The following is a 26586-nucleotide window of genomic DNA, read 5'->3' on the forward strand; positions in this document are numbered from 1 at the left end:
ATGCAACACGACAAGATCCTCATCCTCGACTTCGGCTCTCAGGTCACGCAACTGATCGCGCGCCGCGTGCGCGAGGCGCACGTGCTCAGCGAAGTCCACCCCTGTGACGTCACCGACGACTGGATTCGCGACTACGCGAAGGACGGCCATCTCAAGGGCGTGATCCTTTCCGGCAGCCATGCGAGCGTGTACGAGGAAACCACAGACAAGGCGCCGCAGGCTGTGTTCGAGCTTGGCGTGCCGGTTCTGGGCATCTGCTACGGCATGCAGACGATGGCGCACCAGCTCGGCGGCAAGGTCGAAGGCGGTCATAAGCGCGAGTTCGGCTTCGCGGCTGTGCGTGCACGCGGCCACACTGAGCTGCTTCGCGACATCGCCGACTTCACGACCGATGAAGGTCACGGCATGCTCAATGTCTGGATGAGCCACGGCGACAAGGTCACCGAACTGCCGCCGGGCTTCAAGCTGATGGCGTCCACCGAAAGCTGCCCGATCGCCGGCATGGCTGATGAAGCACGGCACTTCTACGCCGTGCAATTCCATCCTGAAGTCACGCACACTCAGCAAGGCAAGGCGATCCTCGAGCGCTTCGTTCTCGGCATCTGCCAGGTCAAGCCCGACTGGATCATGCGCGACCACATTGCCGAGGCGGTCGAGGCAATCCGCCAGCAGGTCGGCGATGAGGAAGTCATCCTCGGCTTGTCGGGCGGTGTCGATTCATCCGTCGCCGCGGCGCTGATCCATCGCGCCATCGGCGACCAGCTCACCTGCGTGTTCGTCGATCATGGCCTGCTACGCCTCAACGAAGGCGACATGGTCATGGACATGTTCGTCGGCAAGCTCCATGCAAAGGTGATCCGCGTCGATGCCAGCGACCTGTTCCTCGGCAAGCTGGCCGGCGTGAGCGACCCGGAAGCCAAGCGCAAGATCATCGGCGGCGAATTCGTCACCGTCTTCAAGCAGGAAGCGGCCAAGCTCACCAGCCAAGGCGCGAAGGGCGCGAAGTGGCTGGCGCAGGGCACGATCTATCCGGACGTGATCGAGTCCGGCGGCGCCAAGAGCAAGAAGGCAGTCACGATCAAGAGCCACCACAACGTCGGCGGATTGCCTGAGCAACTGGGACTCAAGCTGCTGGAGCCGTTGCGCGATCTGTTCAAGGACGAAGTGCGCGAACTCGGCGTCGCGCTGGGCCTGCCGCCCGAGATGGTCTATCGCCATCCGTTCCCCGGCCCCGGCCTGGGCGTGCGCATCCTTGGCGAGGTCAAGAAGGAATACGCCGACCTGCTGCGCCGCGCCGATGCGATCTTCATCGAAGAGCTTCGCAACTTCGTCGACAAGGAAAGTGGCAAGACCTGGTACGACCTCACGAGCCAGGCTTTCACTGTCTTCCTGCCGGTGAAGAGCGTCGGCGTGATGGGTGACGGCCGGACCTACGACTACGTGGTCGCGTTGCGCGCAGTGCAGACCAGCGACTTCATGACCGCAGACTGGGCCGAGCTGCCCTATGCGCTGCTCAAGAAGGTTTCGGGCCGGATCATCAACGAGGTGCGCGGCATCAACCGCGTGACCTACGACGTGAGCAGCAAGCCGCCAGCGACGATCGAGTGGGAGTGATCAGCACTCCACGACGTTGACCGCGAGGCCGCCGAGCGAAGTCTCCTTGTACTTCGACTTCATGTCCTCGCCGGTCTGCATCATCGTGCGGATCACCGCGTCGAGCGACACGTAGTGACTGCCATCCCCGCGTAGCGCCATGCGCGCAGCGTTGATGGCCTTGACGGCGCCCATCGCATTGCGCTCGATGCAGGGGATCTGCACCAGCCCGCCGACCGGATCGCAGGTCAGCCCGAGGTTGTGTTCCATGCCGATCTCGGCTGCGTTCTCGATCTGGGCCGGTGTCCCGCCGAGTGCGGCAGCCAGCCCGCCGGCCGCCATTGAGCAGGCAACGCCAACTTCTCCCTGGCAGCCAACTTCCGCGCCCGAGATCGAGGCGTTGGCCTTGTAGAGCATGCCGATGGCCGCTGCCGTCAGGAGGAAGTTGACGATGCCGTCTTCCGATGCGCGGCAGAACTTGTCGTAGTAGTGCAGCACGGCAGGCACGACGCCTGCAGCTCCGTTCGTCGGTGCAGTGACGACACGGCCGCCTGCGGCGTTTTCTTCGTTGGCGGCCATCGCGAAGGCGTTGACCCAATCCATCGCGGCCAACGGGTCCGCACCTTCGGCGCTGCCGTCGCGCGCAAGCAGTTCGCGATAGAGCTGCGGCGCTCGGCGGCGGATGTGAAGCGCGCCGGGAAGATGCTCATTGGCGGACGGGTTGTCGATGCCGAACCCTCGCTGCACACATTGCTGCATCACGCGCCAGATGCGCAGCACGCCTGCATGGACCTCAGCCGGTGTACGCCAGACGGTTTCATTGGCCAGCATCAATTGCGCGATCGAAAGCCCATGGGCGCGGGCCTGCGACATCAATTCATCCCCCGTCAGGAACGGATGCGGCCAAGCGGTTGCCTTGCCGTCGTCTGCCGCATGCGTTGCTGCGCCACGTTCAACGACGAACCCGCCGCCGATCGAGAAATAGCAGCGATCGGCCAGCGTCGCGCCATCCGATGCCTGCGCGACCAATCGCATCCCGTTCGGATGCTCGCTCAGGGACTCCTGGCCCGCGAACTCGATGTCACGTAACGGCTGGAAGGCGATCGGACGCTGCCCCAGGAGGTTCAGCTCACCAGACCTTCGAAGCGCCTGGATACGAGGCTGCACCGTAGCCGGGTCGACCGTGTCCGGCGCCTCGCCGAGCAGGCCGAGGATGACGCCCACATCGGTTGCATGACCATGCCCCGTCGCGCCGAGCGAGCCGTAGAGCGTCACATGAACCCGCTCCGTGCGCGACAGCAGCCCGTCCTGTGCGAGCGCATCCACGAACATGCGCGCACCCCGCATCGGCCCGACCGTGTGCGAGCTGGACGGTCCGATGCCGATCTTGAAGATGTCGAAGACGGACAGCATCGGCGCACTATGCAACCGGAAGCTGCTGCTTGACCAGCGCCACCCAGTAGGCCGCGCCGAGCGGAAGGATGTTGTCGTTGAAGTCGTAGTACGGGTTGTGGACCGGCGGATCGTTCGGGCCTTCGCCGGCGCCGATGCCGATGTAGGCGCCGGGGCGCTTCTGCAGCATGAAGGCGAAGTCTTCCGAGCCCATGGCGGGCTTGATGTCGGTGTCGACCTGCGCTTCGCCCACGAGGCTCGCGGCGGCGCGCGCGGCGGCAGATGTTTCTTCCGGCGTGTTGACCACGCCTGGGTAGCCGCGCATGTAGTTGAGCGCCACGGTGGCGCCGTGCGTCTGCGCGACGCCGGCGCAGATCTGGCCCATCGCGGCCTGGAGCTTGTCCTGGATGGCGGCATCGAGCGTGCGCGCGGTACCGCGCAGGACCACGGTTTCAGGCACCACGTTCCAGGTATCGCCGCCATGGATCTGCGTCACGCTGACCACAGCGGATTCCGTCGCACCGATGCGGCGACTCACGATGGTCTGGAGCGCGTTGATCAGTTGCGCGGAGATCATCACCGGATCGATGCCGGTTTCGGGCATCGCGCCATGGCAGCCCTTGCCGGTGATGACGATCTCGAAGGTGTCGAGATAGGCCGTCATCGTGCCGGTGCGAATGCCGAAGCGTCCGCGCGGCATGCCGGGGAAGTTGTGCATGCCGTAGACAGCATCGGCCGGGAACTGGTCGAACAGGCCTTCCTCGACCATCTTGCGGCCGCCGCCTTCGTTTTCTTCAGCGGGTTGGAAGACGAAGTGCACCGTTCCGCGGAACGGCTTGTTGCGCGCCAGATGGTGTGCGGCGCCGAGCAGCATCGCGGTATGGCCGTCGTGCCCGCAACCGTGCATCTTGCCCACGCAGGTCGACTTGTGCGGGCGATCGCCCAGTTCGGTCATGTTGAGTGCGTCCAGATCGGCGCGCAGCGCGATGCTCGGGCCGTCGCCGTTGCGCAGGGTGCCGACCACGCCGGTGCCGGCCAAGCCGCGATTCACCGGGATGTCCATCAGCATCAGCGCGTTGGCCACCAGGTTGGCGGTGCGATGTTCCTCGAAGGCGGTCTCGGGGTTGGCGTGGATGTCGCGGCGCCAGGCCAGCATCTGGGTGCGGGTGTCTTCGGCGATTTCGGGTTCGCGATACATGTTGGGCGGTCCGTTCTGTCAGTGGGGAAGGGTTCAGTGGAAGAACTCGGCGATCAAGGTGGCGCCAAGGAAGGTGCCGGCCGTGGCGGTGAGCGACACCACCACGATGCGCCAGCCGAGTTGCCGGAAGATCGGCAGGTCCTTGGCGACCGAGAATCCCGCCAGTGCCAACACCGGCGTGGTGAATGCGAGGAAGTTGAGCTTGGCCGTCGCCGCGATCAGCGCATCAGAGAAGGGCAGGAGTCCCGGGATGCCGACGACAGTCGCAACCAGCGAAAGCACCAGCACCATCGGCATCTTGGGGACGAAGCGCTTGACGGTGTCTACCACCCAGACGATCGCAATGATCGCCAGCATGCCGATGAGCGACTCCAGCAGCGGCACTTTGTACGACAGCAGGTTGCCGATTATCACGCCGCCGGTGATGACGCACCAGGCGATCAGCTTGTCGGCGAGCGAGAGCTCCGGTGCGCTCACGCCGGCCGAGGCCAGCGCCGCAGTCTCGGCCGGCTGGCGCTTCGAGAAGCGCCCCAGCACCGGTTCCAGCTTGCCGTAGAGCCACGAGCAGAGCGGCAGCGAGAGGAACAGCGTGAAATAGAAGCCGACCACCGTGGTCAGGAGGTTCGACGCAGCAGCGATCGCAGTGAGCTGCGACACCATCTCCGCCGGCTGCTGTGCGCCGATCGCGCCGATGGCGGCAGCCATGAGGCTGCCGGACCCAACGCCTGCGCCCATCGCAAGCGACCGCGGGTCGAAGATGTGCAGGCTGGTGATGAAGCCCGCGAGCACCGCGATGAACAGCGCGCCCAGCACCGTCCCCGTGATGTATTCGGCCAGCACGCCACGGCCTTCGGGCGAGGCCATGCCGTACTTCTCGCCGATGATCACCAGGTTGCCTTCACGGCCCACCGAGAAGGTCGCGCCGACGGCCTCGCGCTTGATGCCCAGGAGCAGCGCGAGCGGCAGGCCCAGTGCCAGCGTTCCGAATGCGTGTCCGAATTCTTGGAAGACCAGCGCCCAGCCCGCCTGGCGAACTTGCGGCAGCGCCGCGCCGACCGTCAGGCCCAGCTTGACCATGAAAAGCAGCAGCCCGGCATTGAGCAGTCCGCCCGCGTAGGCCTGCAGGTTGGTCGACACGCGCGCCACCGAAGGCACGCGCCGCGCGGCGATTCCCCATGCAGCGGCAATGAGCAGTGCCCACAACATCGGCAGCAGCACCACCTTGCCGGGCCCGAGCTTGAACTGGGTGGCTCCGATCAGTTCGGCGATCGCCACGACGATCAACGAGACGACGATGAGCTTGAACTTGCCTGTGCCGGACTCATCCAGCGATTCAGGCGCGAGCGTTGCGGAAGCGGCGGAACTCATGTGGGGTGGGACCTTCTCAAAGACGCCCGACGCGGGCGAGCCAAGTCTGAAAGAAAGCTCCTCGTGCATCAATGACAGAATTGCGGGATCTTTGTTGCATTAAATGCAACGCTTGGGGATACGCACCATGGATGACAAGCTGGAAACCCGCCGCCTTCGGTACTTCATGCAGGTGCTCGAAAGCGGCTCCGTGCGCGGCGCGGCGGAGGTCCTCGGCATGGACGCATCGGCGGTCAGCCGGGCCGTCGCGCTGCTGGAGACGGAATGCGGCACGCGCCTGTTCGAGCGGCGCGGCCGGGGCGTCGCACCCACCGATGCCGGCGACCTGCTCGCCAGCTACCTGCGTCGCCAGCAGAGCCAGAAGCAGCATCTGCTGGCGCAACTCGACAGCATCCGCAAGATCGAGAGCGGCCACATCGACATCGTGGCAGGAGAGGGCTTCGTGGACTGGCTGATGCGCAACAGCCTGCGCACCTTCATGCAAGCGCATCCCGGGATCACGATCGCGCTCGACGTCGGCAGCAGCGACGAAATCGTGAAGCGCATCGTCGACGAGCGCGCGCACGTCGGCATGCTGTTCCAGCCGCCGAAGGACGATCGCCTGCGCTCGCATCACTCGCACCCGCAGCCGATCCAGACGCTGGTGCAGTCGACGCATCCGCTCGCGCGGCTCGGACGGCCTCTCAGGTTGGCGGACCTGCAGCCGTACGCGGGCGCGACGCTGCATCGCAGCTTCGGCGTGCGCCAGCACATCGAAGCCGCGGAGATCAGTGAGGGCGTGCGCCTCAACGCGCTCCTCACCACGAGTTCGTTCAGCGCGCTGGGGCATTTCGTGGCTGCAGGGCTGGGCTATGCGCTGTCGACCCGGCTGTCGCTGCCGGCGCACCTGGACACGTCCAACATCAGCGCGCTGCCGATGAAGAACCCGCTACTGCATCAAGGCCGCACGCATGTCATTTCGCGGCACGGCCGGGTCTTGTCGCCCGCGGCCATGGAACTGCTGCGGCAGATCGTGACCGACACGGGCGCGGGCGGCGACGCCTTCAGGCGCGAGCCGAATCAACAGGCGTAGCGGAGTCCTACTTCGAGGGCTTGGCTTCCCAGTCGTGCTCCGCGATGAACCGGTAGGGGTAGTCCGGTTCCACGTACTCGCCCTTGAGCGATCGCTTGGGCAACTTCACCGGCTTCGGCGGCTTGGTCTTGTAGGGAATGTGGTCCAGCAAGTGGCGGATCACGTTCAGTCGCGCCCGTCGCTTGTCATCCGATCGCACCACGTGCCACGGCGCCCAGTCCTTGTCGCTGGCCTTGAACATCTCGTCGCGAGCCCGCGAATACTCGTGCCATCGGCGGTAGGACTCCAGGTCCATCGGCGAGAGCTTCCACGTCTTCCGCCCGTCATTGATGCGCGCCTGCAGGCGCCGCGTCTGTTCTTCTGCACTGACCTCCAGCCAGTACTTCAGAAGAATCGTTCCCGATTCGATGACCAGATCCTCGAGCTCGGGCACGATTCTCAGAAACCGCTGCGCCTGCTCCTCGGTGCAGAAGCCCATCACGCGTTCGACGCCCGCGCGGTTGTACCAACTGCGGTCGAAGATGACGATTTCTCCGCCCGCGGGCATGTGCTTCAGATAGCGCTGCGTGTACATCTGGGTCTTCTCGCGCTCGGTTGGCGCGGGGAGGGCGACCACATGGAACACCCGAGGGCTCACCCGCTCGGTGATTGCCTTGATCGTGCCGCCCTTGCCGGCGCCGTCGCGTCCCTCGAAGACCACGCAGACCTTCTGCTTGGTCTCGACGACCCACTTCTGCAGGAGGACCAGTTCCTCGTGCAGCTTCCTCAGCTCCCGTTCGTAGATGTCGCGCGTCAGCTTCTCTTTCATGGGCCAACCCCTTCCGATCTCTGGAGGATCGCGCGGAGTTTGCTGCTGTTCGCAGAGTCTGCCAAGCCTGAACGCAAGCCTTCCCAGCAAGCGCGCGGAGGCCTACATTGGCGGGCCCAGCAGCGTTCCTCAAGGAGGAGGCCATGGAATCACGATCGACCGACTCGGCTGAAGCAGCTTCGTGGCACGCGATGCCGATCGACGAGGTCGAGAAGCGACTCGCCACCGATCGCATGGCGGGACTCGCCGCAAGCGATGCGGCAGACCGGCTTCGCAAGCACGGAAAGAACCGGCTGCCCGAAGGGCGCAAGCGTCATCCTTTCATGCGCTTCCTGGGCCAGTTCAACAACATCCTGGTGTACGTGCTGCTCGGTGCCGGCTTCGTCAAGCTGATGCTCGGTCTGTGGCTCGACGCCGGCATCATCTACGGCGTCGTGTTCCTCAACGCGCTCCTCGGCTTCGTGCAGGAAGGGAAGGCCGAGAAGGCGCTGGACTCGATCCGCAACATGCTCTCCGCGGAGGCGCGCACCACGCGCGGCGGAGAGACGCGGATGATCCCCGCCGAAGACCTCGTGCCCGGCGATGTGGTGCTGCTCGAATCGGGCGACAAGGTGCCGGCGGACCTTCGCCTCGTCGACGTCAAGAACCTTCGCACCGAGGAAGCGGCGCTCACCGGCGAATCGGTGCCCGCGGAGAAAACCATCGAGCCCGTCCCCGTGAAGTCCACCGTCGGCGATCGCGAGAGCATGGTGTTCTCCGGGACGATGGTGGTCTCCGGGCGAGCGACCGGCATGGTGGTCGCGACGGGCAGCGAGACCGAGCTCGGCAAGATCAACCAACTGCTGGCCAACGTCAGCCAGCTCGAAACGCCGCTGCTGCGCCAGATCAAACGACTTGGCTACCTGATCACGGGCGTCGTCGCCGTGATCAGCGTGGTGGTGTTCGCGTATGGCCATTGGGTCATCAACATGAACTTCGTCGAGCTGTTCCAGGCGATGGTCGGCATCGCCGTGTCGCTCATTCCGGAAGGCTTGCCGTCGCTGATCACGATCACGCTCGCGATCGGAGTGCAGCGGATGGCCAAGCGCAATGCCATCATCCGCCGGCTCCCTGCGGTCGAGACGCTCGGATCGGTGTCGCGCATCTGCTCGGACAAGACCGGCACCTTGACGCTGATGGAGATGATGGTCGTCTCGGCGGCGTCGGCAGATGCGGAGTACACGGTGAGCGGCAGCGGCTATGCGCCAGAAGGCGAAGTCATGCACGACGGCCGCAAGTCCGGAGAGAACCGGGTGCTCGAACTCTTCGCGCGCAACTCACTGCTTTGCAACGACGCGGAGATCTTTCAACGCGAAGGCGTCTGGACCGTCGAAGGCGATCCCACGGAGGGTGCGCTCTATCCCTTCGCGAACAAGATCGGCATGCGGCGCGATGCCGAGCGAGAGGCTTGGCCGCGCATCAATGCGATCCCGTTCGAGTCGGAACACAAGTTCATGGCGACGTTGCACGCGAGCACCGGCGGAGCAGAAGTGCTCTTCGTCAAGGGCGCACCCGAAGTCATCATGGACCATTGCGATCGCCACCAGCTGGTGGATGGAGCGGTTGCAACGCTCGACCGCGAGCGCTTCATGAGCGTCTCGGACGCCATGGCTGCTCGGGGAGAGCGCGTGCTGGGCCTCGCCTGGCTCGACAACGCCGGGCTCGGAACGGCAGCGCTTCGCCCCGAGGACTTGCCGAAGAACCTGGTGCTGATCGGGCTGATCGGGCTTCTCGATCCGCCGCGGCCCGAAGCGATCGCGGCTGTCAAGGAGTGCCACACCGGCGGCATCCGCGTGACGATGATCACCGGCGACCATCGGATCACCGCAGCCGCGATCGCGCGGATGCTCGGCATCGGAGACGGCAAAACCGCAGTCACCGGCACCGAGATCGAGGCCATGAACGAAGCCGCGCTGCGCGAGACGGTGCGCGATGTCGACGTGTTCGCACGCGCCAGTCCGGAACACAAGCTGCGGCTGGTGAAGGCCATTCAGGCGAACCGGCAGATCTGCGCCATGACCGGCGACGGCGTCAACGACGCGCCGTCGCTCAAGCAGGCCGACATCGGGGTCGCGATGGGCATCAAGGGGACCGAAGTGACCAAGGAGGCGGCAGAGATGATCCTGGTGGACGACAACTTCGCCTCGATCAGCGAGGCCGTCAAGGAGGGCCGCACCGTCTACAACAACATCGAAAAGGCGATCCTCTTCATGTTTCCGACCAACTTCGCGCAGGCATTGGTCATCGCGGTGGCCATCTTCATGGGACTCGTCCTGCCGATCACCGCGCCGCAGGTGCTCTGGGTCAACATGGTCACCTCCGTCGCCCTGGGTCTGGTCATCTGCTTCGAGCCGCATGAGGCGGACGTAATGACCCGGCCGCCGCGCGCGGTCGACCGGCCGATCCTCACGGCCTTCGGTTTCTGGCGCATCGCCTTCGTCGGCTTGGCGCTGCTGGGCTTCACGCTCTGGTCCTTCTACTGGATGAAAGGCCATGGCGCTTCGGACCAACTCGGACGCACCGTGGCCGTCAATGCGATCACGATCGGGCAGTGCTTCTATCTGCTGAACAGCCGCTATCTGGTCGACAGTTCGATGTCGCTGCAGGCGCACCTCGGCAACAAGTACCTGCCGATGGGCATCGGCGCTGTCGTGATCCTTCAGCTGCTCTTCACGTATGCGCCGCCGCTGCAGGCCGTCTTTGGCACCGAGGCCGTTCCCGGCTATGTCTGGCCGTGGCTGATCGGCGGAGGCTTGGGGTTCTTCCTCGTGGTCGAAGCGGAGAAGCTGGTCATCCGATCGAACCAGGGGTTGCGGCGGCTGGTCACCTCGTCCGAGGCGGGTCAATGAGCCGTCCCGGCACCTTCACCGTCATGTCGAGCAGCATCTGCGCCATGCCCTTGCCCAGCGGGTCCATGCGCATGGACGAGGGGCCGCCACCGTCGAGCGCGTCGTGCAGCACGAGGTTCATCGCCGCAATGCCGGGCAGATAGAAGCGATCCACCTTACCGTGCACGAGGTGTGCGAAATAGCCTCGCACGGCCTCCGGCGTGACGCGCGACCAGAGCAGCGGCAGCCATTCGGGCCGGCGCGCCACGAGGCCGATGTTCGAGAGGTTCCCCTTGTCGCCGCTGCGTGCCCATGCCAGATCGATGAGGCGCACGTCCATCTGGTCGCCGTCATCGTTGGCGAAGGCGGAAGGGTCGATGGTCGCTGTGGCCTGCGCCGAGCCGTCGTGATCCAGCGGAATCGGTACGACATGCCGTTCGTCGTCCAGCACGAAGGCAACCTCGATCGCGCCCTTCGGGAGCATGAAGGCAAAGGGCTTGATCAGTGGTGAAACGCTGGGTCGACCACCGCCGGGCCCCGTGGTGCCGGGCGACCACGAGGTTCCCGATGGCGCGATCTCGCGCGCGAACATGTCGAGCGCAGCCTTCTGCGGATGGTTGGCGACCACGCGCATCATGACTTCGCGCGTGCTCCGCGTGCGCGCATGCGGGCCGTAGAGCCACTCCGCGCCAATCACCTCGATGTGGGTCGAGGTGAACGGTGGTTGGCCGGCCGCCGCAAGAATCCCGCTCGTGCGCTCGATGATCGCCTCGGCAGTTCGCACCGCCTTTCTTTGCGCATCGATGCCCACGATCACCATGCTGCCCGCACAGCGGAATCCGTCGAGCTGTGTCGCCGACACCTTGTAGCTCGCCGAGGGTGCTCGCCCACGGGCCGGGCTGACATGCACGCGGTTCTCGCCTTGCTGTTCGATCGTCACTTCGCGGAAATCGCAGGTGACGTCCGGCAGCATGTACGAGGCCGGATCGCCGATTTCGTAGAGCAACTGTTCGGCGACGGCCGCTCGTATCACCTTGCCGCCCGTCCCCTCGGGCTTGGTGACCACGAAGCTGCCATCCGTATGGCATTCGACGATGGGATAGCCGATGTGCGCCCAGTCGGGAATGTCTTCCCAGTCAGTGTGCAGCCCGCCGGTGGCTTGGCAGCCGCATTCGATGATGTGGCCGGCGAGGCTGCCTGATGCGAGCAGGTCGTAGTCGTCGCTGCGCCAGCCGAATTCGTGCATCAACGGCCCCAGCGTGACGGCGCTGTCCACGCAGCGACCGGTGATGACAACGTCGGCACCGGCTGCAAGCGCCGCGGCGATGGGCAGTGCGCCCAGGTACGCATTGGCGCTCAGCACCTTCTCGGGCAGGGCCTCTCCGGTGAACATGTCGCGCGTACCCTCGGCGCGCACGGCGGGCATCTGCGCGCTCACGTCATCGCCTTCGACCACCGCGATGCGCAGGGAAACCCCGGCGGCATCGGCCAGGGCCGCGAGCGCCGCCGCGCAGCCGCGGGGGTTGATGCCGCCCGCATTGCTCACCACCTTGATCCCCTGGCGCTTGATCTCGGCCAGCACCGGCTTCATCGCGATGTCGACGAAGTCGGTGGCGTAGCCCATCTCAGGCTTCTTCGCGCGGGCGGCCGCCAGAATGGCCATCGTCGTTTCGGCGAGGTAGTCGAACACCAGATAGTCGAGCCGGCCATGCGCCACCAGTTGTGGAGCCGCGACCATGCTGTCGCCCCAGAAGCCCGATGCGCCACCGATGCGGACGGTCTTTGGAGCGGGCGTGGCGTCGGTCATGGTCGTTCCTGGAAATCGGCTGGAGGCAGCTTAGCGGGCAGGGCGCGCCGCCGCTTGCGCCAACTCGCTGCGAAGGGACAAGCGGCGCGCACGACACACGGCCGCATCCGCTCGGGCATGATCCAAAACCGCCATGCCATTGCCACCACCCACTGCAGAGCGCGACCCGATCCACGGGCGCACCATCACGATCCGCGGCTACCAGCGCCGCGACGGCCTCTTTGACATCGAAGGCCAGCTGCGCGACGTGCGCGACCAGCATTTCGTCTTCCCGGGCGGCGATCGCCCCGGCGGCGAGGCGATCCATTCGATGTGGCTGCGGCTCACCGTCGATTCGACGGCGCTGATCGTCGATGCGGTCGCGGCAACCGATGCCGGGCCGTTTCCCGATTTCTGCGGCGCCATCGCGCCGGACTACGCCCAACTGATCGGCCTGCGCGTGGGCCCGGGCTTCAGCCGGCAGGTCGCCCGCCTGTTCGGTGGCGTGCGCGGCTGCACGCACATGACGGAACTGCTGCGGACCATGGGCACCGGCGTGGTCCAGGCGCTCGCCGGCACCATCCTCGAGGTCTCGGAGACCGAAAAGCCGTTCCAGCTAGACGGCTGCCATGCGCTTGCGACCGATGGCCCGCGGGTGGCCGCGTTCTATCCGCGCTGGTATCGGCCGAAGTAGAACAAGGAAACGTCGCCGGGTCAGTCGGGCGACGACAGCTTCATCAGCACAATGCCCGCCACGATCAGCAGGCCGGCGGCAATGCGCATCAGGCTGGCCTGTTCGCCCAGCGCGATGATCCCGACGGCGAAGGCGCCGACCGCGCCGATGCCGGTCCAGACGGTGTAGGCGGTGCCCAGCGGCAGGGTGCGCATCGAGATCGACAACAGCGCGAAGCTCGCGATCATCAGCACGATGGTCGCAACCGCCGGAAGCGGCCGGCTGAAGCCCTCCGAGAGCTTCATCGAGTAGGCCCAGGCCACTTCGAGAATGCCTGCGATAACAAGATAGATCCAAGCCATGAGCGGTCTCCCAATCCTTGAAGGCGGGCCGTCCCGAACTGTTCCCGAAGCGGGGGAGGCCGTCCTCCTGATGTGCGCGGCATCATAGCCGGCAGCCAGTCCGCGCAAGACCGATTGCGCGTCCGTGGCTAGTCTGCTTGCCGAAGGAGACGTCATGGATTTTCTGGAGGCACCGCCGCTCCCGTTCTATTTCACGCCGGAACACGAGCAGTTCCGTGCGACCTTGCGCAGCTTCATTTCGAGGGAGATCTCACCGCACGTCGCGGAATGGGACGAGGCGGAGACCTTTCCGCGCGAGCTCTATGCGCGCATCGCGGCGCTTGGCGTGCAGGGCCTCGGCTATCCCGAGGCCTATGGCGGCACGCCGTGCGATGTGTTCCACAACATCGTCGTGGCGGAGGAGTTCGCGCGTTGCGGCGCGGGCGGCCTCCAGGCTTCGCTCAATTCGCACAGCATCGCGTTGCCACCGATCCTCCGCGCAGGCAGCGAAGTGCTCAAGGCACGCGTGATTCCACCCGTGCTGGCCGGCCAGAAGATCGCGGCGCTGGCAGTGACAGAGCCTTCGGGTGGCTCCGATGTCGCCGCGCTCAGGACCACCGCCGTGCGCGACGGCGATCACTACGTGGTGAACGGCGAGAAGACCTTCATCACCTCCGGCATGCGCGCGGACTTCATCACCACCGCCGTGCGCACCAACCCCGCGAACAAGGGCGCGGGCGGCATCTCCGTCCTCGTGATCGATGGCGACACGCCCGGCCTCTCGCGCACCTCTCTCAAGAAGATGGGCTGGTGGAGCTCCGACACGGCGCACCTTCGATTCGACAACTGCCGCGTTCCGGCGAGCAACCTCGTGGGCGTCGAGAACGAGGGGTTCAAGACGATCATGAACAACTTCAACACCGAGCGGCTCTTCATGGCGGCGCTCGGCTACAGCTTCGCCGCGGTGTGCCTTGAGGAAGCGGTCGACTGGACGCGCCAGCGCACGACCTTCGGCGTTCCGCTGTCGGAGCGGCAGGTGGTGCGCCACAAGCTGATGGACATGGCGATGCGCATCGAAGCGTCGCGCACGCTGGTCTATGACCTGGCCTACCGCTTCGAACACAAGCTCGACGACCCCGCGCGACTGGTCGCCCGGATCTGCCTTGCGAAAGTGCAGGCCACGCAGGCGATGCAGTTCTGCGCCGATCAGGCGGTGCAACTGCTCGGCGGCATGGGCTTCATGCGCGGCACGCGCAGCGAACGTATCTACAGGGAGGTAAAGGTCATGATGATCGGCGGCGGTTCCGAAGAAATCATGAAGGACCTTGCCGCTCGCCAGTTGGGACGTTGAACATGACCATCATCGAATCCACCGTTTCCCCCAGCAGCGATGCGTTCAAGGCGAATGCCGAAGGCATGCGCGCATTGATCGACCGCGTGCGTGGCTACGAGCAGCGCAGCGTCGCGACTTCGGCAAGATCGCGCGAGCGCTTCGAGAAGCGCGGCCAGCTATTGCCGCGCGAGCGCCTGTCGCTCCTGCTTGATCCCGGAACGCCGTTTCTCGAAATCTCCTCACTGGCCGGCCTCGGGCTCGACAACCCCGATCTGGAGAAAAGCGTGCCCGGCGGCGGCGTGATCGCCGGCATCGGCTGGGTCTCCGGCGTGCGCGTGATGGTCAACGCGTCGGATTCCGGTATCGATGCGGGGGCGCTCCAGCCCATGGGCATCCCGAAGCAGCTGCGCATTCAGGAACTGGCACTGGAAAACAAGCTTCCCTACGTGCAACTCGTGGAGAGCGCGGGCGCCAATCTCATGACCTACAAGGTCGAGGAGTTCATCACCGGCGGCACGCTGTTCCGGAATCTCGCGCGCATGTCGGCGGCCGGCCTGCCGGTGATCACCGTCACGCACGGATCGTCGACTGCCGGCGGGGCCTATCAGACGGGCTTGTCGGACTACATCGTGATGGTGCGCGGCCGTTCGCGGGCCTTCCTGGCCGGGCCGCCGCTGCTGAAGGCCGCCACTGGCGAGATCGCGACGGAGGAAGAACTCGGCGGCGCGGTGATGCACACCTCCATTTCCGGCCTCGGCGACTACCTGGCGGAAGACGACCGCGATGCGATCCGGATCGCGCGCGAGATCCTTTCGACGATCGACTGGAACCGCGACATTCCGCAGGGCCCGCCACGCTGCTTCAAGCCACCGCGCTACGACGCCGAAGAGCTTCTCGGCATCATGCCGATGGACCACAAGCGCCCGGTCGACATGAAGCAGGTCATCGCGCGTATCGCCGACGACTCGGAGTTCCTGGAGTTCGGCGAGAACTACGGTAGCGCCACGGTGGTCGGCCACATCAAGATCGAAGGCCTGCCGGTGGGCGTCATCACCAACAACGGCCCGATCGATTCGCCCGGCGCGAACAAGGCCACGCATTTCATCCAGGCCTGCTGCCAGTCGAAGACGCCGATCCTCTATCTCAACAACACGACCGGCTACATGGTCGGCAAGGACCATGAAGAGGGCGGGATGATCAAGCACGGCTCCAAGATGATCCAGGCCGTGACCAACGCGACGGTGCCGCAGATCACCATCTACTGCGGCGCATCGTTCGGCGCTGGCAACTATGGGATGTGCGGCCGCGGCTTTCATCCGCGCTTCTGTTTCTCGTGGCCGAACGCGAAGACCGCAGTGATGGGCGGCGAGCAGGCGGCGCAGACGATGGTCATCGTCACCGAAGCCGCAATGAAGCGGAAAGGGGAGGTCGACCAGGCCAAGCTCGACGAGCTGGAGCGCCGCATCATCGATCGCTTCGACAGCCAGATGAGCGTGTTTACTACCAGCGCGCGCGTGCTGGACGACGGCGTGATCGATCCGCGCGACACGCGCGCGGTGCTGTCGACGGTGCTGTCCATCTGCCGCGACGCGGAACTGCGCGAGCCGCAGCGCATGCAGTTCTCGGTTGCGCGTCCCTGATCGCGGAGGCCGACGTCATGACATCGACCCCTTTCCACAAGATCCTGATCGCCAACCGGGGCGAGATCGCCTTGCGCGTGATCCGCAGTGCGCGGGCGCTCGGTTATCGCACCGTCGCGGTCTACTCGACCGCCGACGCCCACTCGCGCCACGTGCAAGAGGCCGATCAGGCAGTGTGCATCGGCGAGCCCCTGCCGGCGCAGTCCTACCTGCGCATTCCCGCGCTGATCGAGGCCGCGAAGCTCAGCGGTGCCGATGCGGTGCATCCGGGCTACGGCTTCCTCGCGGAGAACGAGGATTTCGCACAGGCTTGCAAGGACGCGGGACTGGTCTTCATCGGCCCGTCGCCCGAGGCCATTGCCGCGATGGGCAACAAAGCCGGGGCCAAGACGCTGATGCATGCAGCCGGCGTCCCCTGCATTCCCGGCTACCAGGGCGAGGACCAGAGCGAAGACCGGCTCGCGCAGGAAGCCGCGCGCATCGGTTTCCCCGTGATGATCAAGGCGACGGCGGGCGGTGGCGGGCGCGGCATGCGGCTCGTGCCTTCAGCCAACGAATTCCGCGATCTGCTTCGCAGCGCCCGCTCCGAAGCGCAGAGCGCGTTCGGCAATCCGGAGGTGATCCTTGAGCGCGCCATCGTGGAGCCTCGACATATCGAGATCCAGGTCTTCGCCGACAGGCACGGCAATGCCATCCACCTCGGCGAGCGCGATTGCTCGGTCCAGCGACGTCACCAGAAGCTGATTGAAGAGGCACCGTCGCCGGCGGTGAATGCCGAGTTGCGCGAACGCATGGGCGCGACCGCGGTCGCCGCTGTCAAAGCGATCCACTACGAGGGCGCAGGCACGCTCGAATTCCTGCTCGACCGCGAAGGCAACTTCTACTTCATGGAGATGAACACGCGGCTGCAGGTAGAGCATCCGGTGACGGAAGCGATCACCGGGCTCGACCTCGTGGAACTGCAACTGCGCGTGGCGGCCGGCGAGGCGCTGCCGCTCAGACAGGAGGAGGTTCGCTTCTCGGGCCACGCCATCGAAGTGCGCCTGTGCGCCGAGGACGTCGACAAGGGCTTCATGCCGCAAAGCGGCACCGTCGCGCTATGGCAAATGCCCCAGCAACTCCGCGTGGACGATGCCCTGCGCTCGGGCAGTGAGGTGCCACCGTTCTACGACTCGATGATCGCGAAGATCATCAGCCACGGCCGCACCCGCGACGAGGCCCGGCGCAAGCTCGCCTCGGGGTTGGAGGATGCGGTGGCGCTCGGCATCACGACCAATCAGGCGTTCCTGCGCAGTTGCCTGCTGCACCCGGTGTTCGCGGCCGGCGGAGCCACCACGGCATTCATCGGCCAGCACCAGGAGGCGCTGTTGGCGCCAGACAAGGCCGCGCGAGAAAGGGCAGGGGCGCTGGCCTCGATGCTGTTGCACGAGACGACTGGCGACCGCCGCCATCACTCTCCGGGCCGGCGCATGCCGCACAACCTGCCGATCTCGCTGCGCTTCGAACTTGGCGGCGCGGTGCACAACGCCAGCATGACGCTGGGCAGTCACCGGCATTTCGGCGTAACCATCGATGGCAAGGTCATCGCGATCGAGCTCGTCGCGCTCACTGACGACTCGGCCCGCTTCGCCTGCGACGGCGTGCTCGAAAGCGCCGCCTATCACCGCGACGGCGCCACGCTGCTGATCCACTACCGCGGCCTTGCGCTCCGGGTGGACGACACGACCCGCGCCGCTTCCGCGCGCCAGGGAGAAAGCGGCGGCGACGGCAAGCTGCGCGCTTCGATGAACGGACGCGTGGTGGCGGTGTTGGCCGATGTCGGGCAGATGGTGCAGGCCGGCCAGCCGATCGTCACGTTGGAGGCGATGAAGATGGAGCACGTCCATACCGCGCCGCTGAGCGGCAGGCTCATCGCGGTGCATGTCGCGGCGGGTGAGCAGGTCGCAGCGAGCCGCGTTGTGGCTGAGATCGAAGCCAGCGTAGAAGAAGGAGCCAGGTGATGAAAGAAACACGAACCAGCGCTTACGTTCGCGCTGCTCGGTCTGAACGTCTCTAGTCGGCCAAGACCGGACATTCACCAGCATGTCTGAATTCGACCAAATCTGGCTCCATCTCTCGACGGACGCGGGTCACACCGGCTAGCGCACGCTGCAACCGGGAGGACCGCTGTAGCCGGCCTCAATCACCAGCACGCGCGCCACCCCAGCCTCTCGTGCGCCTTTTGCCACAACCGCCGGCGGCTCTACAAGAATCCGCGATCTATCAAGGCCAAACTGCTCCAACGCATAGACGACCGCTGCCGCCCTTTGTCTAGCCAGCGCGGTCGGCTCCGTCTCTTCATCCCCGGCGTGAGCACGAATTTTGAGGACACGCGAACGTCTCTGTGCGTTGCACGCTATGTTGGGAAGATCGGCCAATTGGTCCGGCGAGAGGGTCGCGTTGTTCGGCGCAAAACGGAATGCTGGCACCGGCGGGAGGTCAACAATAGGAGGGGAGTGATATATCGGGGCCTGCGACTGTGCACTCGAGTCCCCAAGCAAAAGGAATGCTGAAAAGAGAAGCGAGATGTGTGCTGCACGCATGCGCGGCATTCTCCTTCAGGTTCTTCCCGATTTTGAGCGGCCGACGCCTCTGGGCGCTTTGGTGCCCATCGACCTGTGGCAGCATTCGGGCCAGAACCAGACCCCTTGCAACCACGGCAAACAAGATGTCATCCGCAGTCGAACCCTTCGCAACACCAATTGAGCTGTACCGTGCAATCGCTCGCGTATGGTCTGCTGACACGTCGAGCCCGACCGGTGCATGGTCGCCATCCAATCCTGCGCAGAATCATTGCAGTATCACGTCGTTGATCGTGCAGGATTGCTTCGGTGGTGACATTCTCAGCACCAAGACCTCTGGCGGAACGCACTTCTACAACGTGATCGATGGCGTGAAATGGGACCTGACCGCGAGCCAGTTCGCCGAGCCAATTCCCTACGACGACTCGCCCTCCACGCGCGACGCGGCACTAGCAGACACATCGGCAGAAAAGTACACACTCATTAAAGGGCGACTGGCCGGCGCAACCCAGCGCTGATAGCCGCCTGCGGGAGGGGCGCCTTGCGGGCCAGCAGCGGACGTTGAGTGCAATCAATCCTGGATTGCGAAGAGGTAAAAGTGATCGATGAGCGGTTCTCTAAAGCAGCGTTCGACGCTGCGGGCTGGGGTTCGGAAGACTCCAGGTCTTTGTGTGGGCAACTGGACGCTGAGATTCAGCGTGAACTCATGGAGATCATCAAGCCCGTGATGTACAAGATCGTCGGCAAGCTGAACGCTATGGGGCACGCCTTGAACGATGTGAGCGACGAGTTTGGTGAGATTCACTTCCGCGAGCCGCTCGAATCGACGGCCCGTGGAAGGGGCTTCAAGACTATCGTTGCGGCGGATCTCGTCGTCACTGTGGGCTATCCACAAAGTCAGCGAACGCCTGACGCATAAACCACGCTAGTTGCTCATAGTGGCGGCTTTGGAGCGAGCCGAAAGACTGCAATGGGCGCGAAACAGCCGGTCGAACGCACCACTCTGACGGTCCGCTAGTGCTGCATACCCTGCAATGCGATGTTCGCTCGCGGACAGCAGGGTGGGTCCTACAGCCGATCACAACGACGACCTTTTCGTTGAGTTCCATCCCGCCCCCCGGCTGCAAAGTCGTCAGGCTATGCGGGTAGGGTGGTGATGTCTTGCGCTGAGCCGCTGTAGACCCGTCGCTATACTGCGCCGGTCATGTCACAAAAAGGCGTGATCGGGTTTGGAAGCCCGCTGAAATCACTGCGACGAAAGCCGCAGTCAACCGCAAAGGTCTGCGGCTTTTTCGTTCGTGCCTCGTTTAGGCGGCTCGACGGGAGGGCGCAAGCCCTGCCGGTTTCACGCAAGTGGTTTCCCGGTCTTCCAACCCGTCGAGCTGCCGCCCTCGTTTGGAAGCGAGTGCGTCGGTTTCTGCAAACTGAAACCACTTGGAGGCCAAGCTTGGCTAAATCCTTTCGCGCATCCGCGCGGCCCCCCGCAACACCTGCCCAGATACTGGCCGTCGAGGCCGCCGACCGAATGGGTGACATCAAGGACATTCATCGCGCCTACGTCTGCATCGAGCAATGCATCCGCCCGATCAGCCTGCGCGAACACGACGGATTCAGTGCGTCGCCGGCTGAGCTGGGCGCGCTCCTGGCTGCGGTCAACGCGGAGTTCGGCCGGCTCCTTGAAGCCACCGATCACACAAGCGATGCGCTGAGAAAGTCATTGGGCAAAGCAGCCCGGAAGGCGTTCAAGGTCGGGCTTCAGGCGAAATAGCAGAGGCGCGGTAGAGCGCTGCAACACACAGGCGCGCGACCGCACAAGGTCAGCATTGCGGAAGCCGGGCCGATCTGATTCACTACGCCGTCCACGACCTCAAGGAGCAATCGTGCAGCTCGGCGTTCAGAACTTCGTGACACGGACCCCACCGCGCTTCGAGACCAAGGAAGCCGAGCGGACGCATTCGCTGCAGCGGCTCGCTGCCACCTGCAGGATCTTCGGTCGGCGAGGGTTCTCGGAGGGCCTGCTCGGCCACGTGACGTTGCGCGACCCTGAGCTGCCCGACCATTTCTGGGTCAATCCGGTCGGCGTCGCCATGCATCACGTGAGGGTGTCGGATCTGGTGCAGGTCAATCCTGAAGGCAAGGTCGTTCGCGGCAGCGGCATGGTCAACCCGGTCGGGCTCTTGCTGCACACGGCGGTTCATCGGGCGCGACCGGACGTCAACGCGGTCTGCCACGCGCACGCGCTGCATGCGTCGACGTGGTCGTCGTTCGAAAGACTGCTGGACCCCATCACGCAGGACGCGTGCATTTTTTTCGAGAACCAGGCGCTGATCCTCGAGCCGCGCGTGGTGCGTGATCCTGAGGGCGCAAGGCACTTCGCCGCCGGCTTTGGTGACCACAAGGTAGCGATCCATGCCGGCCACGGCATCTTCACGACAGGCCAGAGCATCGACGAGGCCGCGTGGTGGTTCGTGCTGATGAACCGTTGCTGCGAGGCGCAGCTCATGGCCGAGGCGGCCGGCAAGCCGACCCAGTGGCGCGCCGAAGATGCGCGGTGGCTCGCGTCGGTGCTTGGCTCTTCGACCTTTGGATGGCTTTCGTTCCAGACCTTGTGGGACGAGGTCATCGTGAGCGATCCGGATCTGGTGGACTGAAAGTCAGCGCTTTGCGGGCAGCAGCGCGCGAACCGCCTCGGCAAGCGCCTGCACCGTCTGCGGCGCCGAGCCCTCGGCCTTGTTGCTGATGGTCACGTAGGCACGCTGGCCGGCGCCGATCGTTCCGGCGATTGCGCGAGCGAGCGTCGCCCGGGTCTCCGGGTCGATGTCGACGAGCTTGTCGAAGGGCTCGTACAGCGCTTTCGCATCTTCGTAGCCGTACGCGCCATGGAGCCGGTTGAGATTCCACCGGCACACCAGCGGCCCCGGCCAGAGCGCACGCAGGAGCGGAAGCTGCGCCTCGATTGGCGGCAGCTTTGCATGAAGTCCCAGGCAATACGTCGCGCCGGCATCCCGCAACACATCGCGAAAAGCGGGCGTCAGGAACTCCGGATTACGCACCTCGACTGCGATCACGCCATCGGGTGCGATCGGCTGCAGCGAGGGCAGCGACCGGAGCATCGTTCCGAGCTTCTCCAGCACCTCGGGCATGCGCGCGAGCATCGGGCCGGGCAGGGGGCTGAGCTGAAAGACCAGTGCGCCGATCTTGTGCCCGAGCCCATCCAGCGCGGGCTGCACGAATTCGCTGGCGGCCAGTGCCGGATCGAGGAAGGCCGGATTGGCCTGCATGCCGCGCCCGTCCTCCCCGCGCACCATCGCGTCGGCGACGAGGCTGGGCGCCTTCACGGTGAACCGGAAATCATCCGGAACCTGGGCCGCGTAGGCCGCGAACTGGATGGCCGTCACCGGCTTGTAGAAGCTGCGGTCGATGCTCACCGCGCTGAACAGTGGATGCTGCGCATAGGCGGCCAGGCCATGCTTCGACAGCACGGACTGTTCGTAGTCGCCTTCCCAGACCATGCCGCTCCATCCCGGGAAGTGCCACGACGAAGTGCCGATCCGGAGATTCGGCGGCAGCTCGCCTGCGAGCAACAGCAATGCCGGATCGGGCGATACAGGGAGCACCTTGGCCACGCGCGCGCCCGTGCGCTTCTTCGGCGTGGATGCTGCCGAGGGTTCCTCGGGCTCCTTGAAATCGTCGACGTCTTCGAATAGCGAGTTCTGCATGACCTTCCTCACTCGGGCGATGCCGCGAGGGGAAATCTCCAAACCATCATGGGGCGCGATTTTCGCGGAACGCGCCGGGCACAATCCGCGCCATGAGGCAATGGTTGCGCACACAAGGGGGCTGGTGGCTCGCCTGGCTGCTGGTTACCACCGTCGGCGCGGTCTGGATCGCGCGCGGCGAGGTCCGGCAGTTGCAGGAGGATTTCGAGGTCAACGGCCGTATTGCGCATCGCCTGATGAGCCAGCAGGTGGTGCAGTACGACGCGGTACTCGCCACGTTGGCGCTGCTGGAGCCCGCGCCGGGCGGTGCGCCGGAGCGACGTCTTTCGTCGGTGTATCCGTCGATCCTGGCCGTGCAGCGGCACGAGGCCGGCGCTCCATGGCCGAACCCAAAGCTGGCAGCCGTCGAGGCCCGCTCGCGCGAGTTGCGCCGGCCGGAGTACGTGGCCGACGATTTCGCAGGCGGGCGGTACAAGCTGATGATCGGCGCGGCGCCGCTCAGCTACCTCATCGATGTCGATCTCGCGGCCACCGTGCCCTGGCGCGACTGGCCGATGGATCCGAAGACCAGTCCCGTGCGCGTTGTGCTCGACAAGGACGGGCAGCAGTTCGTGGTCCAGCCGGGTGACGTCAATGCTTCTGGCGGATGGCGCTTCGATTTCCGCAAGACGCTCGCTTCCGAGAGCCAGGGCTTCGAGCTCATCGCGGATCGCCATGTGTCGTGGCGCGAGCTGCCGTGGGGCGCGATGGCCGGCTGGGCGCTGGCGGTCGCGGTGGTGCTCGGTGGCGCGCAAGCCCTGAGGCGGCAGCGCATCGAACGCCGCCGGGCGGAAGACCTGCTGCGTCTCGGGCAGGTCGCGCGCCTGAACGCGCTCGGCGAGCTCGCCGCCGGCATGGCGCACGAACTGAACCAGCCGTTGACCGCGGTTCTTGCCAACACGCAGGCAGCCCGGCGCCTGCTCGACGACGATCCACCAGAGCTCGCCACCGCGCGGGATGCGATGAAGCAGGCGAGCGAACAAGCGCGCCGTGCGGCGGATGTGGTGGGGCGCCTGCGTCGGGTGATCGAGCGGCCCGATCGGTCCGGCAGCACCCAGCCCGTGGTCGTGCAAGAGGCGGTGCGCGGCGCGCTGCACCTGCTTGCGCCCGAGTTCGCGCGGCGATCCGTCACGCCAACCGTGGAGGACACGGTGCACGTGCCCGTCGTGGTGCTGGCGGAGCCGGTCGCGGTCGAACAGATCGTGCACAACCTCTTGATGAACGCACTGCAGGCCCTCGAAGACGTGCCCGTTGGAGAGCGCCGTCTGCAGGTGTCGATCGGCAATCACGGCAAACAGGGAGTGCTGACCGTGACCGACAGCGGACGCGGAATTCCATCCGATGCCTTGCCGCGAATCTTCGAGCCCTTCTTCAGCACGCGCGAGGGCGGTCTGGGCCTCGGGCTCAGCCTGTGCGAAACACTCGCCGTCGGCATGGGCGGCACCCTGGGCGCCGAGCAGGCGACGCCGCGTGGCGCGCGATTCACGCTACGGCTGCCATTGGCGGGCATTGGCGCAGAAAGGGCAGGCGCATGAACGAGCCGCTATCCCCGCTCATTCATCTGATCGACGACGACCGCGCGGTGCGCGATAGCCTGGCGCTGCTGATCGGCACGGTGGGCCTGCGTGCGCAGACCTGGTCCGATCCGCAGGCGTTCATCGAAGGCTTCGACCGCAACAGCATTGGCGCGATAGTGCTCGATGTCCGGATGCCGGGTATCAGCGGACTCACCGTGCTGGACACGCTGATCGCGCAAGGCGTCGACCAGCCGGTGATCATGCTCACCGGCCATGGCACGGTGGAGATGTGCAGGCGTGCCTTCAAGGCCGGCGCGGCGGAGTTCCTCGAAAAGCCGGTGGACGACGAGCAATTGCTCGAAGTCGTCCAACAGGCCGTGCGACAGCATGTGCGCTCCCGCGAGCGCACGCAGGCCGACCAGGCGGCGCGGGACCGATATGCGCAACTGTCGGAACGCGAACGCGAGGTCCTGGGCTTCATCGTCACCGGGCTCACCAACAAGGAGATCGCGCGCACGCTCGCGTTGTCGCCGCGGACGGTCGAGACGCATCGAGCCAATCTCTTCGCCAAGCTGGAGTGCGATTCGCTGGCGCGCCTGATCCGGCGCTATGCGGCGCTCGTGGATGGCGAAGCCTGAGCAGCACGCTCCGTAGTTCTACGGAGCGGCGCGCGTAGCCGTACGAATACCTTTGCCGAGGCATGACTCCTAAAGTTGCCCGGCGGCTGGCGAAACGCTGGCCCCAAGCAACCACAACCTTCGGAGATCCTCATGCAATCGTCCCTTCGCCTCGGCGCACTCGCCGCACTTCTCGCAGCCGCCGCAGTGACCGCCCAGGCGCAGAGCCCGGCACCCGCCGTGCGTACCGAAAAGAACATGTCGCTCGAACTCGCGAACCAGATCGCCGCCGCCAGCGTGGCCGCCTGCGCCGCCAACGGCTACTCGGTGAGCGCGACGGTCGTCGACCGCTCCGGCGTCGTGCGTGCGGTTCAGCGTGCCGACAACGCGGGTGCACACACGCTGGGTGCCAGCGAACGCAAGGCCTGGACCTCGGCTTCCGCCAAGGCGCCTACGTCGGCCATGATGGAAAACGCGCAGAAGAATCCTGGCGCAGCCAACCTGGTCAACATCCCCGGCTTCCTGCTGCTGGGCGGTGGCGTACCGGTCAAGTCGGGCAATGAAGTGATCGGCGCCGTGGGCGTTGGCGGTGCACCGGGCGGCCATCTGGACGAGCAATGCGCCAACGCAGCGCTCGAAAAGGTCAAGGCGCAGCTGGGCTGATCGCAATGCGCACCTTGCTCCGTCGGCATTCGTTGGCTGTCGTCCTCGGCGCGCTCGTCGCGATGACGCCGGCGTTGTCGATCGCGCAGGTGCCGCCTTCCGCCGCTGAGGCGCAGGCTTATCAGGGCCTGCATCAGGCTGCTTGGCGTGGCGACGTCGTGAAGACCAAGGCCCTGATCGCGGCCGGCGCCGATCTCGATGCACGCGACGCGTACGGCCGCACGGCGCTGCACGTCGCGACCTATGCCCGCCAGCGCGAAGTCGTCGCGCTGCTCGCCAAGGCTGGCGCGAAGCTCGATCTTTTCGAGAACGACCGCTACGACGCTGTCACCATCGCCGCGGTCGCGGACGATCCGCAGACGCTGTCGCTGCTGCTCTCTCTCGGCGCAAAGGCGGGGCAGACCACCAGCCGCTACGACGGCACGGCCCTCATCGCGGCGGCGCACCTCGGGCACGACGAAGTCGTTCGCATGCTGATCCGCGCCGGTGCGCCGCTCGATCACGTCAACAACCTCCACTGGACCGCGTTGATCGAATCGATCGTCCTCGGCGACGGCGGCCCGCGTCATCAACGCACGCTGGTTGCGCTGGTCGATGCCGGCGCCAATACGCAGCTCGCGGATCGACAGGGCAACACACCGCTGCAACTCGCCAAGTCGCGAGGCTTCGAGGCGATGGTCGAAAAGCTGAAAACCGCGGGCGCACGCTAGCGCGGTCGAGCACAATCGGGCGATTCCTGAGACAGGACCCGCCCATGTACATGCCTCCCCAGTTCAATTCCACCGACCGCGAGGTCGCCGTGGAACTGATGCGTTCGTACCCCTTTGCCAGCCTCGTCTCGACCGATGACGAGGGCCTGCCTTTCATCACGCACCTGCCGCTGGTGCTGGACGATCGAGGGGAGGACGGCTGGTCGCTGTTGGGGCATTGCGCCAAACCCAATCCGCACTGGCGCCACCTTCAGGCGCGACCCAAGGCGGTGGCTTCCTTTCTTGGACCGCATGCCTATCTGTCGCCGTCGGTCTATCCCGATCTCGCCCGTGTTCCGACGTGGAACTACCTCGCGGTGCACTGCACGGTCGAGGCCCGCCTGATCGAAACGCCGGACGAAAAGGACGCGCTGCTGAAGCGCCTCATCGGCCAGCACGAGCCCGCCTATGCGCAGCAGTGGCGCGATCTGGGCGAGGAGTTCCAGCACAAGATGCTGGCCGGCATCGTGGGCTTCGAACTGCGCATCACCGCGCTGCAATGCAAGATCAAGCTGAATCAGCATCGCAAGGAATCGCATGTCGCGATGCATTCGGTGTACAGCGAGGGTTCACCCGACGAGCGCGCACTGGCGGGTTGGATGGAGCGTTTGGGCATGCAGGTTGCCCCGGCACCCGTCGGAGAAAACTGA

At 65.4% G+C, this 26586-nt stretch carries 24 protein-coding genes; 16 read left to right on the forward strand and 8 right to left on the reverse strand.

Translation table 11 applies throughout. The features are described 5' to 3' along the window. Entirely contained in the window at positions 1 to 1614 is a 1614-nt protein-coding gene (gene guaA, locus FHW64_RS03510; RefSeq protein ID WP_184523090.1) for a glutamine-hydrolyzing GMP synthase, read from the forward strand. On the opposite strand, the gene FHW64_RS03515 is transcribed toward guaA, so the two are convergent. The 3 genes from FHW64_RS03515 to FHW64_RS03525 are packed head-to-tail and all read right to left on the reverse strand — an operon-like array spanning position 1615 to position 5551. Then, complete coding sequence (locus FHW64_RS03515; protein WP_184523092.1) at positions 1615 to 3006, reverse strand: L-serine ammonia-lyase; 1392 nt, start codon at positions 3004 to 3006, stop codon at positions 1615 to 1617. Positions 3007 to 3013: 7 nt separating this feature from the next. Then, a complete protein-coding gene (locus tag FHW64_RS03520) occupies positions 3014 to 4183 on the reverse strand; it encodes a M20 aminoacylase family protein (protein WP_184523094.1) in 1170 nt (389 codons plus the stop codon). A gap of 33 nt (positions 4184 to 4216) precedes the next feature. After that, positions 4217 to 5551 carry a DUF3100 domain-containing protein gene (locus FHW64_RS03525; RefSeq protein WP_184523096.1) on the reverse strand — a complete coding sequence of 445 codons (1335 nt, stop codon included), beginning with the start codon at positions 5549 to 5551 and terminating at the stop codon, positions 4217 to 4219. A 127-nt stretch (positions 5552 to 5678) separates the two neighbouring features. On the opposite strand from FHW64_RS03525, the gene FHW64_RS03530 reads away from it, so the two are divergent. Continuing rightward, entirely contained in the window at positions 5679 to 6623 is a 945-nt protein-coding gene (locus FHW64_RS03530; protein WP_184523098.1) for a LysR family transcriptional regulator, read from the forward strand. Positions 6624 to 6630: 7 nt separating this feature from the next. Here the strand turns inward: FHW64_RS03530 and ppk2 are convergent, their stop codons facing one another. Next, the gene (gene ppk2, locus FHW64_RS03535) at positions 6631 to 7431 is read right to left on the reverse strand and encodes a polyphosphate kinase 2 (RefSeq protein ID WP_184523100.1); all 801 of its coding nucleotides are present in this window, start codon (positions 7429 to 7431) and stop codon (positions 6631 to 6633) included. A 143-nt stretch (positions 7432 to 7574) separates the two neighbouring features. Between ppk2 and FHW64_RS03540 the strand changes: the two genes are divergently transcribed. Beyond that, a complete protein-coding gene (locus FHW64_RS03540; protein WP_184523102.1) occupies positions 7575 to 10319 on the forward strand; it encodes an HAD-IC family P-type ATPase in 2745 nt (914 codons plus the stop codon). Here FHW64_RS03540 and FHW64_RS03545 read toward each other — a convergent pair. Further along, on the reverse strand, positions 10294 to 12105 hold the full coding sequence (locus FHW64_RS03545) for an acyclic terpene utilization AtuA family protein (RefSeq protein ID WP_184523104.1): 1812 nt from the start codon (positions 12103 to 12105) through the stop codon (positions 10294 to 10296). The two genes, FHW64_RS03540 and FHW64_RS03545, sit on opposite strands and share 26 nt — an antisense overlap. A gap of 133 nt (positions 12106 to 12238) precedes the next feature. Between FHW64_RS03545 and FHW64_RS03550 the strand changes: the two genes are divergently transcribed. Further along, positions 12239 to 12778 (forward strand): DUF2889 domain-containing protein, encoded by a 540-nt coding sequence (locus tag FHW64_RS03550; protein WP_184523106.1) that lies wholly within the window; start codon positions 12239 to 12241, stop codon positions 12776 to 12778. A gap of 20 nt (positions 12779 to 12798) precedes the next feature. Here the strand turns inward: FHW64_RS03550 and FHW64_RS03555 are convergent, their stop codons facing one another. Beyond that, positions 12799 to 13119 carry a multidrug efflux SMR transporter gene (locus FHW64_RS03555; protein WP_184523108.1) on the reverse strand — a complete coding sequence of 107 codons (321 nt, stop codon included), beginning with the start codon at positions 13117 to 13119 and terminating at the stop codon, positions 12799 to 12801. A 154-nt stretch (positions 13120 to 13273) separates the two neighbouring features. Between FHW64_RS03555 and FHW64_RS03560 the strand changes: the two genes are divergently transcribed. Genes FHW64_RS03560 through FHW64_RS03570 form a run of 3 tightly spaced genes read left to right on the forward strand, consistent with a single transcriptional unit; the run spans position 13274 to position 18071 of the window. Continuing rightward, entirely contained in the window at positions 13274 to 14449 is a 1176-nt protein-coding gene (locus FHW64_RS03560) for an acyl-CoA dehydrogenase family protein (protein WP_184523110.1), read from the forward strand. 2 nt (positions 14450 to 14451) lie between these two features. Continuing rightward, positions 14452 to 16071: an acyl-CoA carboxylase subunit beta gene (locus tag FHW64_RS03565; protein WP_184523112.1), complete on the forward strand. Its 1620-nt coding sequence runs from the start codon at positions 14452 to 14454 to the stop codon at positions 16069 to 16071. Positions 16072 to 16088: 17 nt separating this feature from the next. Next, complete coding sequence (locus tag FHW64_RS03570) at positions 16089 to 18071, forward strand: acetyl-CoA carboxylase biotin carboxylase subunit (RefSeq protein ID WP_184523113.1); 1983 nt, start codon at positions 16089 to 16091, stop codon at positions 18069 to 18071. 138 nt (positions 18072 to 18209) lie between these two features. Here the strand turns inward: FHW64_RS03570 and FHW64_RS34805 are convergent, their stop codons facing one another. After that, positions 18210 to 18662, reverse strand: a complete 453-nt coding sequence (locus FHW64_RS34805) for an OmpA family protein (RefSeq protein WP_409350594.1) — start codon at positions 18660 to 18662, stop codon at positions 18210 to 18212. Between the two features lie 116 nt (positions 18663 to 18778). Between FHW64_RS34805 and FHW64_RS03580 the strand changes: the two genes are divergently transcribed. The 4 genes from FHW64_RS03580 to FHW64_RS03595 all read left to right on the forward strand — a co-directional run bounded on the left by FHW64_RS03580 (position 18779) and on the right by FHW64_RS03595 (position 21283). After that, positions 18779 to 19150 (forward strand): hypothetical protein, encoded by a 372-nt coding sequence (locus tag FHW64_RS03580; RefSeq protein WP_184523117.1) that lies wholly within the window; start codon positions 18779 to 18781, stop codon positions 19148 to 19150. Between the two features lie 47 nt (positions 19151 to 19197). Further along, positions 19198 to 19551 carry a hypothetical protein gene (locus tag FHW64_RS03585; protein ID WP_184523119.1) on the forward strand — a complete coding sequence of 118 codons (354 nt, stop codon included), beginning with the start codon at positions 19198 to 19200 and terminating at the stop codon, positions 19549 to 19551. A 285-nt stretch (positions 19552 to 19836) separates the two neighbouring features. Further along, on the forward strand, positions 19837 to 20400 hold the full coding sequence (locus FHW64_RS03590; protein ID WP_184523121.1) for a hypothetical protein: 564 nt from the start codon (positions 19837 to 19839) through the stop codon (positions 20398 to 20400). A 112-nt stretch (positions 20401 to 20512) separates the two neighbouring features. Then, on the forward strand, positions 20513 to 21283 hold the full coding sequence (locus FHW64_RS03595; RefSeq protein WP_184523123.1) for a class II aldolase/adducin family protein: 771 nt from the start codon (positions 20513 to 20515) through the stop codon (positions 21281 to 21283). A 3-nt stretch (positions 21284 to 21286) separates the two neighbouring features. On the opposite strand, the gene FHW64_RS03600 is transcribed toward FHW64_RS03595, so the two are convergent. After that, entirely contained in the window at positions 21287 to 22351 is a 1065-nt protein-coding gene (locus FHW64_RS03600; RefSeq protein WP_184523124.1) for a DUF72 domain-containing protein, read from the reverse strand. Between the two features lie 92 nt (positions 22352 to 22443). On the opposite strand from FHW64_RS03600, the gene FHW64_RS03605 reads away from it, so the two are divergent. From FHW64_RS03605 to FHW64_RS03625, 5 genes are all read left to right on the forward strand, one after another. Further along, positions 22444 to 23925 carry a sensor histidine kinase gene (locus FHW64_RS03605; protein WP_184523126.1) on the forward strand — a complete coding sequence of 494 codons (1482 nt, stop codon included), beginning with the start codon at positions 22444 to 22446 and terminating at the stop codon, positions 23923 to 23925. Beyond that, positions 23922 to 24545, forward strand: coding sequence for a response regulator transcription factor (locus FHW64_RS03610; protein WP_184523128.1), 624 nt, complete (start codon positions 23922 to 23924; stop codon positions 24543 to 24545). The genes FHW64_RS03605 and FHW64_RS03610 overlap by 4 nt, the downstream gene beginning before the upstream one ends. A gap of 132 nt (positions 24546 to 24677) precedes the next feature. Then, positions 24678 to 25187: a heme-binding protein gene (locus FHW64_RS03615; protein WP_184523130.1), complete on the forward strand. Its 510-nt coding sequence runs from the start codon at positions 24678 to 24680 to the stop codon at positions 25185 to 25187. Positions 25188 to 25192: 5 nt separating this feature from the next. Beyond that, entirely contained in the window at positions 25193 to 25897 is a 705-nt protein-coding gene (locus FHW64_RS03620; protein WP_184523132.1) for an ankyrin repeat domain-containing protein, read from the forward strand. A 44-nt stretch (positions 25898 to 25941) separates the two neighbouring features. Then, positions 25942 to 26586, forward strand: coding sequence for an FMN-binding negative transcriptional regulator (locus tag FHW64_RS03625; protein ID WP_184523134.1), 645 nt, complete (start codon positions 25942 to 25944; stop codon positions 26584 to 26586).

It is taken from the genome of Variovorax sp. Sphag1AA (genome assembly GCF_014192575.1).
Lineage (GTDB): Bacteria > Pseudomonadota > Gammaproteobacteria > Burkholderiales > Burkholderiaceae_C > Variovorax.